This is a genomic window from Streptomyces sp. NPDC048331 (genome assembly GCF_043201215.1).
Classification (GTDB): Bacteria; Actinomycetota; Actinomycetes; order Streptomycetales; family Streptomycetaceae; genus Streptomyces.
Map to the genome: position 1 here is coordinate 79,643 of NZ_JBICYT010000024.1, position 16,426 is coordinate 96,068.

At 72.4% G+C, this 16,426-nt stretch carries 15 protein-coding genes; 9 read left to right on the forward strand and 6 right to left on the reverse strand.

Translation table 11 applies throughout. The annotated features are described in order from the left end of the window. The first annotated feature begins 22 nt into the window (after positions 1-22). The 3 genes from ACGFYY_RS29335 to ACGFYY_RS29345 all read left to right on the forward strand — a co-directional run bounded on the left by ACGFYY_RS29335 (position 23) and on the right by ACGFYY_RS29345 (position 2,551). Complete coding sequence (locus ACGFYY_RS29335) at positions 23-223, forward strand: hypothetical protein (RefSeq protein ID WP_365273314.1); 201 nt, start codon at positions 23-25, stop codon at positions 221-223. Next, a complete protein-coding gene (locus tag ACGFYY_RS29340) occupies positions 220-630 on the forward strand; it encodes a type II toxin-antitoxin system death-on-curing family toxin (RefSeq protein ID WP_393713919.1) in 411 nt (136 codons plus the stop codon). Before ACGFYY_RS29335 ends, ACGFYY_RS29340 begins: the two co-directional genes overlap by 4 nt. A 136-nt stretch (positions 631-766) precedes the next feature. Beyond that, positions 767-2,551, forward strand: a complete 1,785-nt coding sequence (locus ACGFYY_RS29345; protein ID WP_365273320.1) for a DEAD/DEAH box helicase — start codon at positions 767-769, stop codon at positions 2,549-2,551. 58 nt (positions 2,552-2,609) lie between these two features. Here ACGFYY_RS29345 and ACGFYY_RS29350 read toward each other — a convergent pair whose 3' ends face one another. After that, positions 2,610-4,472: a hypothetical protein gene (locus tag ACGFYY_RS29350; protein ID WP_393713921.1), complete on the reverse strand. Its 1,863-nt coding sequence runs from the start codon at positions 4,470-4,472 to the stop codon at positions 2,610-2,612. A 372-nt stretch (positions 4,473-4,844) separates the two neighbouring features. On the opposite strand from ACGFYY_RS29350, the gene ACGFYY_RS29355 reads away from it, so the two are divergent. Together ACGFYY_RS29355 and ACGFYY_RS29360 are read left to right on the forward strand one after the other, a co-directional pair. Beyond that, complete coding sequence (locus tag ACGFYY_RS29355; protein WP_007264382.1) at positions 4,845-5,486, forward strand: IclR family transcriptional regulator; 642 nt, start codon at positions 4,845-4,847, stop codon at positions 5,484-5,486. Positions 5,487-5,624: 138 nt separating this feature from the next. Then, positions 5,625-6,422 (forward strand): S16 family serine protease, encoded by a 798-nt coding sequence (locus ACGFYY_RS29360; protein WP_365273326.1) that lies wholly within the window; start codon positions 5,625-5,627, stop codon positions 6,420-6,422. Here the strand turns inward: ACGFYY_RS29360 and ACGFYY_RS29365 are convergent. The 3 genes from ACGFYY_RS29365 to ACGFYY_RS29375 all read right to left on the reverse strand — a co-directional run bounded on the left by ACGFYY_RS29365 (position 6,352) and on the right by ACGFYY_RS29375 (position 8,925). Continuing rightward, a complete protein-coding gene (locus tag ACGFYY_RS29365) occupies positions 6,352-7,692 on the reverse strand; it encodes an MFS transporter (protein ID WP_393713923.1) in 1,341 nt (446 codons plus the stop codon). The two genes, ACGFYY_RS29360 and ACGFYY_RS29365, sit on opposite strands and share 71 nt — an antisense overlap. Before the next feature lie 55 nt (positions 7,693-7,747). Then, on the reverse strand, positions 7,748-8,353 hold the full coding sequence (locus ACGFYY_RS29370) for an ArsR/SmtB family transcription factor (RefSeq protein ID WP_393713925.1): 606 nt from the start codon (positions 8,351-8,353) through the stop codon (positions 7,748-7,750). Positions 8,354-8,445: 92 nt separating this feature from the next. Next, positions 8,446-8,925, reverse strand: a complete 480-nt coding sequence (locus ACGFYY_RS29375; protein WP_030724270.1) for an Lrp/AsnC family transcriptional regulator — start codon at positions 8,923-8,925, stop codon at positions 8,446-8,448. A 142-nt stretch (positions 8,926-9,067) separates the two neighbouring features. Here ACGFYY_RS29375 and hppD point away from each other — a divergent pair, with 142 nt between their 5' ends. Then, positions 9,068-10,222 (forward strand): 4-hydroxyphenylpyruvate dioxygenase, encoded by a 1,155-nt coding sequence (gene hppD / locus ACGFYY_RS29380; protein ID WP_365273333.1) that lies wholly within the window; start codon positions 9,068-9,070, stop codon positions 10,220-10,222. Positions 10,223-10,298: 76 nt separating this feature from the next. Here the strand turns inward: hppD and ACGFYY_RS29385 are convergent, their stop codons facing one another. Next, positions 10,299-11,780, reverse strand: coding sequence for a tetratricopeptide repeat protein (locus ACGFYY_RS29385; RefSeq protein ID WP_393713928.1), 1,482 nt, complete (start codon positions 11,778-11,780; stop codon positions 10,299-10,301). A 96-nt stretch (positions 11,781-11,876) separates the two neighbouring features. Between ACGFYY_RS29385 and ACGFYY_RS29390 the strand changes: the two genes are divergently transcribed. Further along, entirely contained in the window at positions 11,877-13,259 is a 1,383-nt protein-coding gene (locus ACGFYY_RS29390) for an FAD-binding oxidoreductase (RefSeq protein WP_393713930.1), read from the forward strand. A 50-nt stretch (positions 13,260-13,309) separates the two neighbouring features. Here the strand turns inward: ACGFYY_RS29390 and ACGFYY_RS29395 are convergent, their stop codons facing one another. Next, on the reverse strand, positions 13,310-13,789 hold the full coding sequence (locus ACGFYY_RS29395) for an SsgA family sporulation/cell division regulator (RefSeq protein ID WP_365278672.1): 480 nt from the start codon (positions 13,787-13,789) through the stop codon (positions 13,310-13,312). Between the two features lie 257 nt (positions 13,790-14,046). On the opposite strand from ACGFYY_RS29395, the gene ACGFYY_RS29400 reads away from it, so the two are divergent. Both ACGFYY_RS29400 and ACGFYY_RS29405 read left to right on the forward strand, forming a co-directional pair. Continuing rightward, on the forward strand, positions 14,047-15,540 hold the full coding sequence (locus ACGFYY_RS29400) for an RDD family protein (protein WP_393713932.1): 1,494 nt from the start codon (positions 14,047-14,049) through the stop codon (positions 15,538-15,540). Positions 15,541-15,651: 111 nt separating this feature from the next. Further along, positions 15,652-16,398 carry an RDD family protein gene (locus ACGFYY_RS29405; protein ID WP_393713934.1) on the forward strand — a complete coding sequence of 249 codons (747 nt, stop codon included), beginning with the start codon at positions 15,652-15,654 and terminating at the stop codon, positions 16,396-16,398. The last annotated feature ends 28 nt before the right edge of the window (positions 16,399-16,426 follow it).

Here is a 16,426-nt window from a genome sequence, read left to right on the forward strand (position 1 = left end):
CCGCGGCACTACTGTTCCGGCCATGAACGAGTTGATCATCAGGTTGTCCGACACGGAACGGGCGGAGTGCGCCGACCTGGCCGACGCCACCGGCCGCACCCCCGAGGAGCTCGCGCTCGACGCCGTACGGGCGCTGCTGCGGGCCGAGCGGGACCGGGTCGGCGACGAGGCGCGGCGCCTCGCGCTGCGCCACGCGCCCCTGCTGAAGCGGCTCGGCGCATGAGCGCGGCCACCGCCCCCGTGCGCCACCTCACGCTCGCCGAGGTCCTCGACCTGGCCCGGCACGCCTGCCTGGCCCAGGACCAGCCGGTCGAGCTGCGCGCCCCCGGACTGCTGGAGTCGGCCGTGCACCGGCCGCGGGCCCGCATGTTCGGGACCCCGGCCTACGAGGACCCGTACGAGCACGCCGCCGCGCTGCTCCACGCCATCGCGACGAACCACCCCTTGGTCGACGGGAACAAGCGCACCGCCTGGCTCGCCGCGGCGACGTTCCTCGCCGTGAACGGCGTCGAACTGGGCGACGCCGACCAGGAGGCCGCGTACGGGCTGGTCATCGACGTGGCCGCCGGGCACGAGAGCGATGTCGCGCGGATCGCCCACCGACTGCGGGCGCTGACCGAAGCGATGTGACGCTCGCCGCACCCGCCGAGGTCACGGGCCTGTCCCTCCGCGAGGGGCGGGCCCGGGCCGGTAGGGTGGCCCGGTTGTCCTACGTACGACTGCCTGCCACCCGTACCAGATACGCCGAGAGCACGAACCGGAGACCGTGACTACTACCGCCTCCCACCATCTCTCACCCGCCTTCCCCGGCCGTGCCCCCTGGGGTACCGCCAACAAGCTGCGTGCCTGGCAGCAGGGGGCGCTCGACCGCTACATCCAGAACCAGCCGCGGGACTTCCTCGCGGTCGCCACGCCCGGCGCCGGCAAGACCACCTTCGCGCTCACCCTCGCCTCCTGGCTGCTGCACCACCACGTCGTCCAGCAGGTGACCGTCGTCGCGCCGACCGAACACCTGAAGAAGCAGTGGGCGGAGGCGGCCGCGCGGATAGGCATCCGGCTCGACCCCGAGTACTCCGCCGGACCGCTCAGCAAGGACTACCACGGCGTCGCCGTCACCTACGCCGGTGTCGGCGTGCGGCCGATGCTGCACCGCAACCGCTGCGAGCAGCGCAAGACCCTCGTCATCCTCGACGAGATCCACCACGCCGGTGACTCGAAGTCCTGGGGCGAGGCCTGCCTGGAGGCCTTCGACCCGGCGACCCGCCGCCTGGCCCTGACCGGAACGCCCTTCCGGTCCGACACGAACCCGATCCCCTTCGTCACGTACGAGGAGGGGAACGACGGGATCCGCCGCTCCTCCGCCGACTACACCTACGGCTACGGCAACGCGCTCGGCGACGGCGTCGTCCGGCCGGTCATCTTCCTCTCCTACAGCGGCAACATGCGCTGGCGGACCAAGGCCGGTGACGAGATCGCCGCCCGGCTCGGCGAGCCGATGACCAAGGACGCCATCTCCCAGGCCTGGCGCACCGCGCTGGACCCGCGCGGCGACTGGATGCCGAACGTGCTGCGCGCCGCCGACCAGCGGCTGACGGAGGTCAGGAAGGGCATCCCGGACGCGGGCGGCCTCGTCATCGCCTCCGACCAGGACTCGGCGCGCGCCTACGCCAAGCTGCTCCGGGAGATCACCGGCAGCAAGGCCACCGTGGTGCTCTCCGACGACACCGGCGCGTCCAAGCGGATCGACGAGTTCAGCGAGGACGGCAGCCGCTGGATGGTCGCGGTCCGGATGGTGTCCGAAGGCGTCGACGTACCGCGCCTCGCGGTGGGCGTCTACGCCACCACCATCTCGACGCCGCTGTTCTTCGCGCAGGCCGTCGGTCGCTTCGTGCGATCGCGCAGGCGCGGCGAGACCGCGTCCGTGTTCCTTCCGACCATTCCTTATCTCCTCGGCTTCGCCAACGAGATGGAGGTCGAGCGCGACCACGTCCTCGACAAGCCCAAGAAGCAGGGTGAGGAGGATCCGTACGCCGAGTCCGAGAAGGAGATGGACGAGGCGAACAAGCAGGAGGACGAGGACACCGGCGAAGAGGAGCAGATGTCCTTCGAGGCGCTGGAGTCCGACGCGGTCTTCGACCGGGTCCTCTACGACGGCGCCGAATTCGGCATGCAGGCGCACCCCGGCAGCGAGGAGGAGCAGGACTACCTCGGCATCCCCGGGCTGCTGGAGCCGGACCAGGTGCAGATGCTGCTGCAGAAGCGCCAGTCCCGGCAGATCGCGCACAGCCGGCGCAAGCCGGACGCGGAGGCGGACCTGCTGGAGCTGCCGGCCGACCGGCGGCCCGTGGTCTCGCACAAGGAGCTGCTGGAGCTGCGCAAGTCGCTGAACACCATGGTGGGCGCCTACGTCCACCAGAGCGGGAAACCGCACGGGGTGATCCACACGGAACTGCGCCGGGTGTGCGGCGGTCCGCCGAGCGCGGAGGCGACCGCGGGGCAGCTGCGCGAACGCATCAAGAAGGTGCAGGAGTGGGCCACCCGCATGCGGTGAGTCCGTACAGAGTGGGGGACGGGGTCCGTGCGGAGGTTCGCACGGACCCCGTCCGCCGTTACGCGGTGGGGCGGCGGCGTCGGCCGGTGCCGGCGACCAGGGCCGCGCCCATGGCGAGGGCCACGCCGGCGCCGCCGAGGGCCCAGCTGGTGGCCGCGTCGGAGCCGGTCTCGGCCAGCTGACCACCGGTGGTGGGCGAGGTGCCGGTGCCGGTTCCGGTTCCGGTGCCCGTGCCGTTCCCGTCGACGATCGGCGTGGTGGTGGTGCCGCCGTCGGGCTTCGACTGGTTGCCGGTGCCGCCCCCGGTGCCGGTGCCGCCGCCGGTGCCGGTGCCGCCGCTGCTGCCGCTGCTGCCGGCGGCGAGGATCGTGGTGCTGTGGGCGCCGGTCGAGGACCAGATGAACGGGCCCGAGCCCTGGTCCTTGTAACCCGAGGCCCCGATGTTGAAGCCACCGGCCGGGGTGCCCTTGTCGAAGCGCAGGCGGAGCTTCACGACGGCCTTGTCGCCCGCGGCGATCGACTGGAGGCCGATGTCACCGCCCATGGTGTCCTCGCTGCCGCCGATCTCGATGTCGAACCAGCCCTCCTTGCCGTGCTCGTCCTCACCGAAGGCCTGGAGGTGGATCTGCGACGGCTCGACCCACGGGCCCTGGTCGAAGCCGCGGCCCATGTGGAACGACACGAGGTAGTCCTCGATGCCGGCCAGGCCGGCGTTGTCGAGCGTGAGGGCGAGCTCCTGCCAGTCCGCACCCGCCGTGAAGCCGCCGGTCGGGATGCCGCCCAGGGTCATCTTCGGACCCTCGACGTCCACGGGCGCGGTCGCGGCCTCCACGGAGGAGCTGTAGCTCACCGTCTTCGAGACCAGGCCACCGTGGTGCGGATTGCCCTGACCGGAGACGTTCAGCTTGAAGTCGCCGGCCGGGACGTCCGCCGCGAACGTGACCCGGAAGACCAGGTCGCGCTGCTCGCCGGCCGCGTACTCGCCGCCGTAGTCGAAGATCCGCAGCTTGCCCTTGTCGCCGGTGACCTCGACGGGGTGCCAGAAGGACTCGCCGGTCACGGTCGTGGCGTAGTACTCGACGACGACCTGGTCGGCGCGGAGCGAGGTGTTCCCGGAGACGAGGTCGACACCGACGTAGTACTCGCCGGTGCCGGGGCGCGCCGAGTTGTCCACCTTCAGCGTGAGCTCGTTGCCGACGTCGTCCCCGGCCTTGAAGCCCTCGCGGGGCAGGCCGGCCAGGCTGAGGACCGGGGCCTGCGACTGGACCTGCTCGCCTGCCCGGGTGATCTTCGACTGGCGGGAGAAGGGCGTGGAGTCGACCGAGGTGTGGTTGGTCCCGGTGGCCGTGATCGTCACGGCCGTGGCGGGAGCGTCCGCCGAGGCGCGGGCGCGCACCCGGACGGTCTTGCTCCCGTTCTTGCTGATCGTCGTACCGGACACCAGGTCGAAGTTCGGCGCGTCCAGGCCCGGCATCTGCGGGGCCTTGGTCCAGCTGTTTCCGGAGTGGTATTCGAGCTCGATGTGCTGGCCGGACAGCTTGGCGTCGGTGCCCAGGAAGGAGAGGCCGAGGTCGAAGCCCTCCACCGCCTCCTTGCCGGTGTTGTTCACGGACACGTTGAACTCGGCCCAGTCGCCGCCGGCGGCGAAGGCCTGCGGCTGGCTGAAGATCGACAGTTCCGGCCCGGCCTGTGCCTGGGCCGCCGCCTTCGAGGACGCCTTGGCCGGCGCCTCGGCCGGTGCCTTGGCGGGCGTCCCGGTCGCGGCCGGGGTCCCGTCGCCGGCCCCGTCGTCCTTGGGCTCCGCGTCCGGGGTGGTGACCGCCGGACTCCGGACCTCGTCGGCCATCGCCGGGGTGGCCATCAGGACCGTCGGACCGACCACCGCGGCGGCGGCCACGACGGCGATGCGCTTGAGCTTCATGTGGTGCTTCCCCCTACTGGGCTCCGGGTGCGCGTGGGCGCATCCCCCCCTGGAGCCGATCACAGTCGTTTTGAACATGCTCAGAGTAATGGGGTGGTAAAGACCTCTTGTGGCAAACGAGGTCACGAATTGACACCGAGCTCGATCAGGAAACGGCACAAACGGGTAGCACGCGCCCGGATTCTGGACGAGCCCTTCCGCTGAGCGGACCTGCTCGCTACTGTCCCCGCATCAAACGCACCGTGGCAGCGCCGCCGCGGGAGCGCAGCCGGTGCAATGGCCGCTACCGGCGGCCTCTCCGTGCGTCGCCGCGGGACCGGCGACGTGCCACCCCGAGAGTCACCGCCGCTCACCGAAAGAGGGCGAGGCGTCGTGACCGCGGAAACCTCCCAAACTCTCGACAGAGGGCTCAGAGTCCTCAAACTGCTCGCCGACACCGACCACGGTCTGACCGTCACCGAGCTCTCCAACCGCCTCGGTGTGAACCGCACCGTGGTCTACCGACTCCTCGCGACCCTCGAACAGCACGCCCTGGTCCGCCGTGACCTCGGCGGCCGGGCCCGGGTCGGACTCGGGGTGCTGCGGCTGGGTCGACAGGTCCACCCGCTCGTACGCGAGGCGGCCCTGCCCGCGCTGCGGTCCCTCGCCGAGGACATAGGTGCCACCGCGCACCTGACCCTCGTCGACGGCACCGAGGCGCTCGCCGTCGCCGTCGTGGAGCCGACCTGGACCGACTACCACGTGGCCTACCGGGCCGGCTTCCGCCACCCGCTGGACCGCGGGGCCGCCGGGCGGGCCATCCTGGCAGCCCGTCAGGGCTCCTTGATCGAGCCGGGCTACACGCTGACCCACGGGGAGCTGGAAGCGGGCGCCAGTGGCGCCGCCGCTCCGCTCGTGGGCATCACCGGGCTGGAAGGCAGCGTCGGCGTCGTCATGCTGGCGGACGCGGTGCCGGAGCGGGTCGGGCCGCGGGTGGTCGACGCGGCGCGCGAGGTGGCCGACGCCCTTCGCTAGGCCGCGGGCTCGGTGGACGGGGTGGGTGCGGTTCGTTGCCGGGGGCGCCGCCCCCGGACCCCCGCGCCTCGAACGCCGGCGGGGCGGGGAGAGGGCCGGTCGGGTCGGTGGGGGTGTGGGTCCGGATAGATTGGGCGGGTGCTCTCACGCCTCACACGTCTGCCGCGTCCCGCCGCCCTGGCCGTCTGCGCCGTGCCCGTGCTCGGGCTGTTCGTCGCCGCGGCCTTCGCTCCGCTGCCCTTCGTGGTCGCCATCCCCGGGCTCACGGCCGACGTTCTGGGCTCCGACCAGGGCAAGCCCGTCATCACCGTGACCGGTGCTCCCGTCCGGGACACCAAGGGCGAGCTGCGGATGACGACCATCCGGGCCACCGGGCCGTCCTCGACGATGAAGCTGCACGAGCTCGTCGGCCACTGGTTCACGACGGACCGGGCGGTCATGCCCAGGGAGGCCGTCTACTCGACGGGTGGAAGCGACGAGGAGATCGAGAAGCACAACCTGGAGGAGATGACCAAATCGCAGTCGGCCGCCACCGACGCGGCCCTCGGCTTTCTCCACAAGGACCCCAAGGACGTGAAGGTCGACCTCAACCTCGCCGACGTCGGCGGCCCGAGCGCCGGGCTCCTCTTCTCCCTCGGCATCGTCGACAAGCTCGATGGTGACGGCAGCGGCGGCGATCTCACCGGCGGTCGTAGCGTCGCCGGCACGGGCACCATCACCCCCGACGGTCAGGTCGGCGCGGTCGGCGGGGTGGCCCTGAAGACCCAGGCCGCACGGCGCGACGGGGCGAGCGTGTTCCTCGTACCGAAGGCCGAGTGCGCGGACGCCCTGTCCGAACTCCCCGAGGGGCTGCGGCTGGTCCCCGTCACCTCGCTGACGGATGCGGTGAACTCGCTTCGCGCGCTGAACCGGGGAGAGCCGGCTCCGTCCTGCTGACGTCCGGCCCGCCGTCCAGGCCGCGCCAGGCCGGGAAGACCATCGGGGCGAGCGTCGTCAGCAGGTAGGTGCCGCCGAACAGCAGCAGCGCCGTGGTCACCCCGAGCCCGTCGACCAGCAGACCCGCGGCGAGTCCGCCCATCGGCATCGTCAGCTCGCAGCCCGCCGTGGCCACGCCCGAGACGCGACTGCGCAGCGCCTCCGGCACCTGCTCGTACATGACGGTGGTCAGGATCGGGTTGAGCATGCCCGCGCCCAGGCCGGCCAGGGCCATCGTCACCGCGAGCGGCAGGGGTGTGTCGGTGAGGGCTGCCACCACGTACCGGGTCGCCCCGGACAGCAGGAACGCCGCCGTGAACACCGCCCGGCGCGGGTAGCGCTCGCCCCACATCCCGTAGAGCAGGGCGCCGAGCAGCGCGAAGCCGCCGAAGAGGGAGATCATCAGGCCGATCGCGGTGGCGCCGCCGAGGTCCTCCCGGCCGTGCACCGGCAGCAGGACCGAGGACCAGCCCTGGTCCAGCCCGTTGGTCATCATGACCATCACCATGACGCCCAGCAGCAGCCTGGTGCGGGTCATGAAGGCCCAGCCTTCGGCGAGTTCGGCGCGGTAGGCCCCGAAGGACACCTTCCCGTCGGTGCGTTGCGGTTCCGCGGCCGGGACTCCGCGCAGGAAGGTGGTGACGAGCAGCGCCGACGCCCCGAAGGTGGCCGCGTCCAACAGGAGGACGGTCTCGGCGCCGAACGCCGCGATCAGCAGGCCGGCCACCGCCGCGCCGATCATCCGGGCGCCGCGCGAGACCGCGTCGTAGAGGCCGGCGGCCCGGGTGATGGTGGTGCCGGCGTGTTCGGCGAGGTTCGGCAGGAGCACGGCGCGGGCGGTCAGGCCGGGAGTGTGCACGAGGCCGCCGAGGGCCATCAGCGCGCACAGCATCCAGAACTCCAGCACGCCCGCGTGGTGCAGCAGCGGGATCGCGCCGACCGACAGGCCGCTGATCAGGTCGGAGGCGACGGAGACCCGGCGGCGGCCGATCCGGTCGATGACCGGCCCGCCGATCAGGGCGGCCACGATGACGGGCAGGGTGGCGCAGAAGGCCACGACCCCGGCCCGGCCGGCGCTGCCCGTGGTCTGGAGCACGAACCACGGGACGCCGATGAGGGTGAGTGAACTCCCGGCTATGGAAATGGTGTTGGCGGCCAGTACGCCGATCAGCGGGCGCCTGTCCGTACGGCGCTCCGCGCGGGTCGACCCGTCGGGGGTTAAGGCGTGCACAGCGGGACTCCTGGAGGTGTGGGGTGGGGGAGGGGTGGCGGGTGCGGCGGAGCCGCTACTCGGGCGCGCCGAGCGGGAAGACGTGCGTGTGGAGGCGGACCGTTCGTGTGTCCTGTGCCTCGGGCAGAGCGCGGTAGCAGTCGATCAAGTCGTGCATTTTGTGGAGCAGTTCCTCGCTCTGCCCGGCGGTCAGGCGCAGGGTGAAGTTGCTGAGGTCGGAGCCGCCGCGCCACCGGGTGGACCAGTTGTGCGCGTCCTGGAGCCAGGCGCCGACCTCTTGGGCGTGGGTCGCGGCGACCTCCCGCAGGAAGACGTCCATCGCGCCGCGCGTGGCCGGGTCGGCGTCGTGCATCAGCGACTCGTCGAGGCTGGTGCCCTCGTGGGCGGCGCGCCACCAGCGCTCGCGGCCCTTGCCGTGCCCGGGCGCGTCCTCGACGAAGCCGTGGGCGGCGAGCTGGCGCAGGTGGTAGCTGGTGGAACCGCTGGACTCGCCGAAGCGCTCGGCGAGCTGGGACGCGGTCGCCGGTCCCTCGTGGCGCAGGGCGGTCAGCATCCGCATCCGCAGGGGATGGGCGAGTCCGCGGAGGGAGCGTGCGTCGAGCGCGCGGACCTGGGGCTCCGCGGGGGAAGCCGGTTCCACCGGCCGGGGGTTCTCGGGCATGGCACGACGATAGAGTTGCAAAGATTTCTATGCAAGCATTTCTTTGCAACTCGTTGTCCGGATGTCGCGCCCCTCGGCTCGCGCCCCTCGGCTCAGGCCCGGGTGTCGTCCTCCGCGGCCTGCTCCACCAGCGGGATGATGCGCAGCGGTACGGGGTTCTCCATCACGATCGCCGTCGAGGCCCGCACGATCCCCTCGAAGCCGACGACGCGGTCGATCACCCGCTGGAGGTCGGCATTGGACCGGGCCACCAGTCGGCACAGCATGTCCCCGTGCCCGGTGGTGGTGTGCAGCTCCAGTACCTCCGGCACCCCGTTCAGGTGCGCCCGTACGTCCGCCCCCTGCCCCTGCTTGATCTCCAGCGTCGCGAACGCGGTCACCGGATACCCCAGCGCCGTCGGGTCGACCTGCGGGCCGAACCCGCGGATGACCCCGCTCGACTGGAGCCGGTCCAGGCGCGCCTGCACGGTCCCGCGGGCCACCCCGAGCCGCCGCGAGGCCTCCAGGACCCCGATCCTGGGCTCGCGGGCGAGCAGGACGATGAGCCGGCCGTCGAGTTCGTCGATGCCCATGGATGCCTCCGGGTGCCCACGCGTGCCCGCGGGTGGTCATAGTGCACAGATGTTTCACACAGCCTGCGGTCATCCTGGGCAGTTTGTACAGGCAAACAGGAAACTATTGCGCAGCTTGTGGATCGGCGGGACTCTGCGTCCCATGACTGAGTCTCTGGCGAACCTCGAAACCACCCCGCACACCGCGCGTGAGGCAGACCCCTTCCCGGTGAAGGGTATGGACGCTGTCGTCTTCGCCGTCGGCAATGCCAAGCAGGCCGCGCACTACTACTCGACCGCCTTCGGCATGAAGCTCGTGGCCTACTCCGGACCGGAGACCGGCTCCCGCGAGACCGCCAGCTACGTCCTGACCAACGGCTCCGCGCGCTTCGTGCTGACCTCGGTCATCAAGGCGACGACCGACCACGGCCGCTTCCTCGCCGAGCACGTCACCGAGCACGGCGACGGCGTGATCGACCTCGCCATCGAGGTCCCGGACGTCCGCGCCGCCTACGCCTACGCCGTCGAGCAGGGCGCCCGCGGCCTGGACGAGCCGTACGAGGTCAAGGACGAGCACGGCACGGTCGTGCTGGCCGCGATCGCGACCTACGGCCAGACCCGCCACACGCTCGTCGAGCGCGGCGACTACACCGGCCCGTACCTGCCGGGCTACGTGGCCGCCGAGCCGATGGTCGCGGCCCCGGCCAAGCGCACCTTCCAGGCCATCGACCACTGCGTCGGCAACGTCGAGCTCGGCCGGATGAACGAGTGGGTGGCGTTCTACAACAAGGTCATGGGCTTCACGAACATGAAGGAGTTCGTGGGCGACGACATCGCGACCGAGTACTCGGCGCTGATGTCCAAGGTGGTCGCGGACGGCACCAAGAAGGTCAAGTTCCCGATCAACGAGCCGGCGATCGCGAAGAAGAAGTCGCAGATCGACGAGTACCTGGAGTTCTACAACGGCCCCGGTGTCCAGCACATCGCGCTGGCCTCGAACGACATCGTCTCGACGGTCCGCTCGATGCGCGCGGCGGGCGTCCAGTTCCTGTCCGTCCCGGACACGTACTACGACACCCTCGGCGAGTGGGTCGGCGACACCCGGGTGCCGATCGACGAGCTGCGCGAGCTGAAGATCCTCGCCGACCGCGACGAGGACGGCTACCTGCTGCAGATCTTCACCAAGCCGGTGCAGGACCGCCCGACCGTCTTCTTCGAGATCATCGAGCGACACGGCTCGATGGGCTTCGGCAAGGGCAACTTCAAGGCCCTGTTCGAGGCGATCGAGCGCGAGCAGGACAAGCGCGGAAACCTCTGACCTCCGGTCGGATCGGCCCGAGGGGGGCCTGGCGCCGCACCCGTGCACGGGTGCGGCGCCGCCGTGCTTCCGGGACTCAGCGCCCCGACGGGGTCGGCTTCGGCTTGGCCGCCTTCGGCAGCTCCGGCTCCACCCAGGGAGCCGTCGGGCGAATGTTCTCGGGACCGCCCGGCGCCGGCTGCGCGATCGAGGCCAGGGCCTGCTTCGCCAGCGGCCCGCGCAGCGGTGAGAAGTGCGGGTTCGTCCGCAGGGCCTCCTGGAGATGCCGGCGGGCCGCCTCCTCGTCACCGAGACCCTGTTCGATCATCGCCCGGTGGTAGGCGAAATCGGCACTGCGCAGCCCCGGCTCCGTGGCCTTCTTCGCGTACTCCAGCGCCGCCGTGTCATCGCCGCTCTGGTGCAGCGCCCACCCCAGCGCATCCGCGACCTGCACGCTCTTGTGCCGCGACCACTCCTGCGACAGGCGCCGCACCGCCGCCGCCGCATCGCCGTGGTCCGCCTCGTACAGCCCGAGGAGCACGGCGTCGTCGACCCCGTTCGCACTGTCCTTGGCGACCATCGCGGTCAGCGCCTCGTACTGGGCGCGCGCCTCCTGGCCCCGCCCCAGCGCGTCCAGCAGTTCGCCCAGCTCCCGCGCCAACTGTGGCATCGCGGACCGGCCCAGCGCCATCCGGTAGTCCCGGACCGCCTCCCCGCCACGGCCCAGCGCGGCCAGCGCGCGGGCCCGGCCGCCGAGCGCCTCCGCCTGCGCCGGATCCGTCCGCAGCGCACCCTCGTACTGCCGCAGCGCCTCGGCCGCGTCACCCCGCTCCCATGACAGCTCCCCGAGACGGAACAGCGCGTACGCCTTCTCCGCCGGAGTCTTCGCCGCGCCCGCCGCGTGCTCCATCGACATCACCGCGTCCTCGCGCCACCCACGGTCCCGGTAGACCTGCGAGGCCCTGACGTACGCGGCCAGGCCCGGCCGCATGTCCAGCAGCAGCTCCATCGCCTGCTGCGCGCCCTTGTAGTCGCCCAGCCCGGTGTACGCGTCCACCAGCACCGGGTACGCCCCCCACCGCTTGGGCGCCTGCGCCCGTACGAGTTCCCCCCACTTGCGGCCCGTCCCGAAGTCCCGCCGGGCATTGGCCAACGCACCCATGCCCGTCATCGCGTCGAGGTTGCCCTTCTCCGCCGGCCGGACCTCCAGCGAGCGCTTCAGGGCCTTCTCCGCCTTCGGGTACCAGCCGGATTCGGCCGTCCGCCGCGCCTGCTCGAGGTACGCGGAGCCGAGCACGGCCCACGAGGCGTCATCGTCCGGATGCGCCGCGAGCCACTCCTCCCGGTCCGCGACCAGCGCCGTCAGGTCCACCGCCGCCGCGGGCGCGCCCATGCCCACCGCCGACGCGGCACGCTCGCTCGGCTCCGGCGGACGGGCGTCGTCATCGGTCCTGGCAGGCCGGATCAGCAGGGCCCCGGCGATCAGGACCACGGCGACCGCGGCCGCCACGAGCGTCTTGCGGCCGGTGAAGGTCACGGGCGGCGCCGGCGTCTGCGATTCCTCGTCGATACGGTCCATGGGGTCACTGTGCGTCAATATGAAGAGTTCGCGGAGGTGTCCGAAGGGGAGCGCGGCCGTGTTCACACCGATGGCCCCGGCTGCCACGCTGGTCCCATGGATGACGATCTCTTCGCACGTCTGCGGGCCGGTCTGCTCGAAGGGCTCCCCGCCGAGGCACTGCTCACCGATCCCCAGGTGACCACCTCCTACGCCACCGACATGGCCAGCTTCTGCGCCGCCGGCACTCCGGCCGCCGTCGTCCTGCCCCGCACCGTGGAACAGGTCCAGCACGTCCTGCGCACCGCCACGGCCCTACGGATCCCCGTGGTTCCGCAGGGTGCCCGGACGGGCCTGTCGGGCGGCGCCAACGCCTCCGACGGCTGCATCGTCCTGTCGCTCGTCAAGATGGACCGGATCCTGGAGATCAGCGCCGTCGACCGGATCGCCGTGGTCGAACCGGGCGTGGTCAACGCCGTGCTCTCACGGGCCGTCGCCGAGCAGGGCCTGTACTACCCGCCCGACCCCTCCAGCTGGGAGCAGTGCACCATCGGCGGCAACATCGGCACCGCCTCGGGCGGCCTGTGCTGCGTCAAGTACGGGGTCACCGCCGAGTACGTGCTCGGCCTCGACGTGGTCCTCGCCGACGGGAGGCTGCTGCGCACGGGCCGCCGTACCGCCAAGGGCGTGGCCGGCTACGACCTGACCCGGCTCTTCGTGGGCTCCGAGGGCAGCCTGGGCGTGGTCGTCCAGGCCGTCCTCGCCCTGCGGCCGGCGCCGCCCCGGCAACTGGCGCTCGCCGCGGAGTTCCCCTCCGTGGCGGCCGCCTGCGAGGCCGTCTGCGCCGTCATGGAGGCGGGCCTGACCCCCTCGCTGCTGGAGCTGATGGACCGGACGACCGTCCGGGCCGTCAACGCCCTCGGGAAGATGGGGCTGCCCGAGGCCACGGAGGCCCTCCTGCTGGCCGCCTTCGACACCCCGCACGCCCCCGAGGACCTCGCGGCCGTCGGCGGGCTGTGCACGGCCGCCGGAGCCACCGCCGTCGTGCCCGCCGAGGACGAGGCCGAGTCCGAACTCCTGCTCCAGGCCCGCCGGATGTCCTTCCCGGCGCTGGAGGCGCTGCGGCCGGCGACGATGATCGACGACGTGTGCGTACCGCGCTCGCGACTCGGCGAGATGCTGGACGGCACGGCCGCCATCGCCCGCGCCCAGGACCTGCTCATCGGGGTCTGCGCGCACGCCGGCGACGGCAACACCCACCCGATCGTCTGCTTCGACCCCGCGGACGAGGACGAGACGCGGCGGGCTCGCGAGTCCTTCGGCGAGATCATGGCGCTCGGCCTCTCCCTGGGCGGGACCATCACCGGCGAGCACGGGGTCGGTGTGCTGAAGAAGGAGTGGCTGGCACGCGAACTCGGCCCGGTGGGGCTGGAGATGCAACGGACCGTCAAGCAGGCCTTCGACCCGCTCGGGCTGCTCAACCCCGGCAAGCTCTTCTGACGCTCCCCGCCGGGTGCGGCCGCTGCCGCACCCGGCGGGGTCGCCCCGCATCACAGGTCCCCGTCCGTCGACTCGTCCGACGGCCACGGGTCGCGCAGCCACAGGTCGTCGACCGGGGTCGGGGTGAGCAGCTCGGCCAGCGCGGCGTCCAGGCCGAGCCGCTCGCTCTCGGTACCGGGCGGAACGACGCGCAACGTGCGCTCCAGCCAGGCCGACACGGAGCCGGCGGGAGCCTCCAGGAGGGCGTCGCCGTCGGGGGAGGTGAGCGCCATGCAGAGCACGGCCTTGTTGTCGACCTTCGTGGGCCAGATCCGGACGTCGCCGTGGCCGCAGGGACGGAACACCCCCTCGACCAGCAGCTCGCGGGCGAACGTCCAGTTGACGGGGGTGTTCGAGCCGGTGTGGAACGTGATGTGGACGGCGTACGGGTCGTGCGTGACGTAGATGAGCCGGGCCGGGACGGGGATGCTGCGCTCGGGGGACAGGACCAGCTTCAGTTCCAGCTCGCGCTCGATGACGGGGTGGTGCATGACGGCCTCACTTCGGTTCGGTGCGCGGGGCCGGACGGGGCCCCACACCCGGAGAGAGCGGCAGTGTGCCCAGGTATGACGTGACTTCGGGCAGCGAACCGGAGATTGGCTGATTTCTTTCGGCTGACCGAAAACCGTCGTGCAGGGTGACGTTCGCTCGTTTGCTTGGATTCTCCCGTTACCGGACCTGTCGGGGGGCGGTTCTTGGCTATGGTCCTCCCTTGCACAAGCCTCAAGCCACGATCGGAGTTGGGGACATGACGGCCTCCCCTGGTGACGGCGAGCACGCGGCCCGCGAGGGCTACTACCCGGATCCGTCCATCCCGGGGTACATCCGCTACTGGAACGGAGCGGCCTGGGTTCCCGGTACGAGCCGCCCTGCCCCGCAGCAGGCACCTGCCGCGCAGGCCGCCCCCGCCCCCGCTCCCGCACCGGTCGCCGCCCCCGCCGTCCGCGGCGGCCACGCCGTACTCGCGGACGAGACGGGACCGGTGTTCCTCGACCAGACCTCCATGACCGAGGCGCTGCCGGAACCCGCCCCCGCGCCCGCGGCGGTCGCCGGGGCCGTCGCCGAGCCCGTGGTGTGGCAGGCCGATCCCGTGCACCAGGCCGGCTTCGGCGGACCCCGCGACCACCGGGTGTCATGGGGCAGCACCCCGGATCCGGAACCCGCCGCGCAGCCCCTCCCGCGGCCCGAACCGGAACCCGAAGCGGAACCCGAACCGGAACCGGAACCGTCCCCGCGGTCGGCGGGCATCTCCCTGGCCCGTACGGCCGCCGCCGCGGCGGCGCCCGCGGCGGCCCCCGCGAGACTCCGCGAGCAGGCCTCCGCGGGCATCCTGTCGGTGCGCTCCCCGGCCGCCCAGACCCCGGCCGCCCAGACCCCGGCCTGGCCCGACGCTCCCGGAGCCGGTGGTCCCGGCCCGTCCGGGCTCACCTCCGCCTGGCCCGAGGCGGTCGCCTCCGCTCCGGCCCCCGCGCCCACCCCGGCCCCCGCGCCCACCCCGGCCCCCGCTCCCACCCCCGCGCCGTCCCGGCCGGGCCCCACCGTCCCCGAGGCCCCGGCCGCCGACCGACCCGAGGTGTGGGCCCCGCGTCCCGCCGGGGTGCGCCCGAAGATCGCCACACGGCGGCCCGAGGCGTCCGCCCCGGCGGGGCCCCGCCCCCAGCCGCGGAGCCAGGAGCCGCGCGGGCCCGAGGAGGTCCGCCCGGGCGGCTCCGGCTCCCGTCCCGCGGGTGCCCGTACCACGCCCCGGGAGGTGTTCGAGCGGATGGCCGAGCGGGCCGTGCGTCCCGCCGGGCTTCCGCGCCGGGCCATGGCCCGCGCCCTGGACTCGCTGGTCCACGCGGCCGTCGCGGTGGCCGTGGCCCGCCCCCTCCTGCCCGAGGCCACCGCCCACGTCGAGGCCAAGGTGGACGCCGCCCGGGCGAGCGGCCGCACCACCACCGTCTGGCTCCTCGACGGAACCATCGCCGCCCAACTGGGCCTGGTCCTCGGCGCCGTACTCCTCTTCGGGATCCTCTACGAGGTGCTGCCCACGGCCCGTTGGGGCCGCACCCCGGGCAAGAAGCTGCTCGGCGTCCGGGTCCTGGCCACCGCCACCCTGCGCCCGCCCACCTTCGGCGCGGCCCTGCGCCGCTGGCTCGTGTACGCCTTCCTCGGCCTTCCGGGCAGCCTCTGGTGCCTCGTGGACCGCCCGCGCCGCCAGGCCTGGCACGACAAGGCGGCCCGGACGTACGTGGCTCGCTGAGCCCGCCCGGAGGGCCCGGCCACGCCCCCGGCGACGCTCCCGGGCCCGCCCCCGCCCCCGAATGGACGCGGTCCCGTTGCGAGGGTGTCGGAGCCGGGTTCGACTCGGGCCATGAGTACCGACCAGCCGCCGCCGGGCCAGCCGCCCGAGGACGACCCGTTCCTCAAGAAGCCCCAGGAACCGACGCCTCCGTCGGGCGGTTCGCCGTACGGCTCGCCGCCCCCCGGTAGCGGTGGTCCGCCGCCGCCCCCGCCCGGAGGCCCGCCCGGAGGCCCGCCCGGGGGCGGGGGATACCCGCCCCCGCCGCCCCCGTACGGCGGCGGGGACCCGTACGGCGGGAGCGGTGGCTACGGCATGCCCGATCCGCTCGCCGGGATGCCCCCGCTCGCCGACTTCGGCAAGCGGCTCCTCGCGCGCATCATCGACGTCGTGATCGTCGCCATCCCGCTGGCCCTCATCCAGCTGGCGTTGGGCACGAACCGCTACGAGTACAACACCGACCAGGGCGAGGACATCAGCGAGGTCTTCAGCAAGTCCTACAGCGGCAGCGGCCTGATCATGACCCTGATCTCGATCGTCGCGTACGTCGGCTACGACTGGTGGTTCACCAAGAAGAACGGCCAGACGGTCGGCAAGAAGGCGATGAAGCTGCGCGTCGCGATGCTCAACGACGGCAGCGTGCCGAACTCCAACGCCGCCCTGTCGCGCGCCGCCGTGCTCTGGCTGCCGACCCTGATCTGCTGCGCCTGCCTGTGGCCGATCGCGCTGGTCGTCTCGATCCTGGTCGACAAGCCGTACAAGCAGGGCCTGCACGACAAGGTCGCCAAGACCGTGGTGGTCCAGGCCGCCCACCAGTGACCTGACGCATCGCCACACGGGCGGTCTC

Excerpts from the sequence above, each read along its gene's own strand:
- ACGFYY_RS29395 (WP_365278672.1), bottom strand. The coding sequence starts at position 13,789 with ATGCACCACCCCGTCATCGAGCGCGAGCTGGAACTGAAGCTGGTCCTG.
- ACGFYY_RS29390 (WP_393713930.1), top strand. The coding sequence starts at position 11,877 with ATGGATGACGATCTCTTCGCACGTCTGCGGGCCGGTCTGCTCGAAGGG.
- ACGFYY_RS29340 (WP_393713919.1), top strand. The coding sequence starts at position 220 with ATGAGCGCGGCCACCGCCCCCGTGCGCCACCTCACGCTCGCCGAGGTC.
- hppD (WP_365273333.1), top strand. The coding sequence starts at position 9,068 with ATGACTGAGTCTCTGGCGAACCTCGAAACCACCCCGCACACCGCGCGT.
- ACGFYY_RS29375 (WP_030724270.1), bottom strand. The coding sequence starts at position 8,925 with ATGGGCATCGACGAACTCGACGGCCGGCTCATCGTCCTGCTCGCCCGC.
- ACGFYY_RS29385 (WP_393713928.1), bottom strand. The coding sequence starts at position 11,780 with ATGGACCGTATCGACGAGGAATCGCAGACGCCGGCGCCGCCCGTGACC.
- ACGFYY_RS29335 (WP_365273314.1), top strand. The coding sequence starts at position 23 with ATGAACGAGTTGATCATCAGGTTGTCCGACACGGAACGGGCGGAGTGC.
- ACGFYY_RS29350 (WP_393713921.1), bottom strand. The coding sequence starts at position 4,472 with ATGAAGCTCAAGCGCATCGCCGTCGTGGCCGCCGCCGCGGTGGTCGGT.
- ACGFYY_RS29405 (WP_393713934.1), top strand. The coding sequence starts at position 15,652 with ATGAGTACCGACCAGCCGCCGCCGGGCCAGCCGCCCGAGGACGACCCG.
- ACGFYY_RS29400 (WP_393713932.1), top strand. The coding sequence starts at position 14,047 with ATGACGGCCTCCCCTGGTGACGGCGAGCACGCGGCCCGCGAGGGCTAC.
- ACGFYY_RS29370 (WP_393713925.1), bottom strand. The coding sequence starts at position 8,353 with ATGCCCGAGAACCCCCGGCCGGTGGAACCGGCTTCCCCCGCGGAGCCC.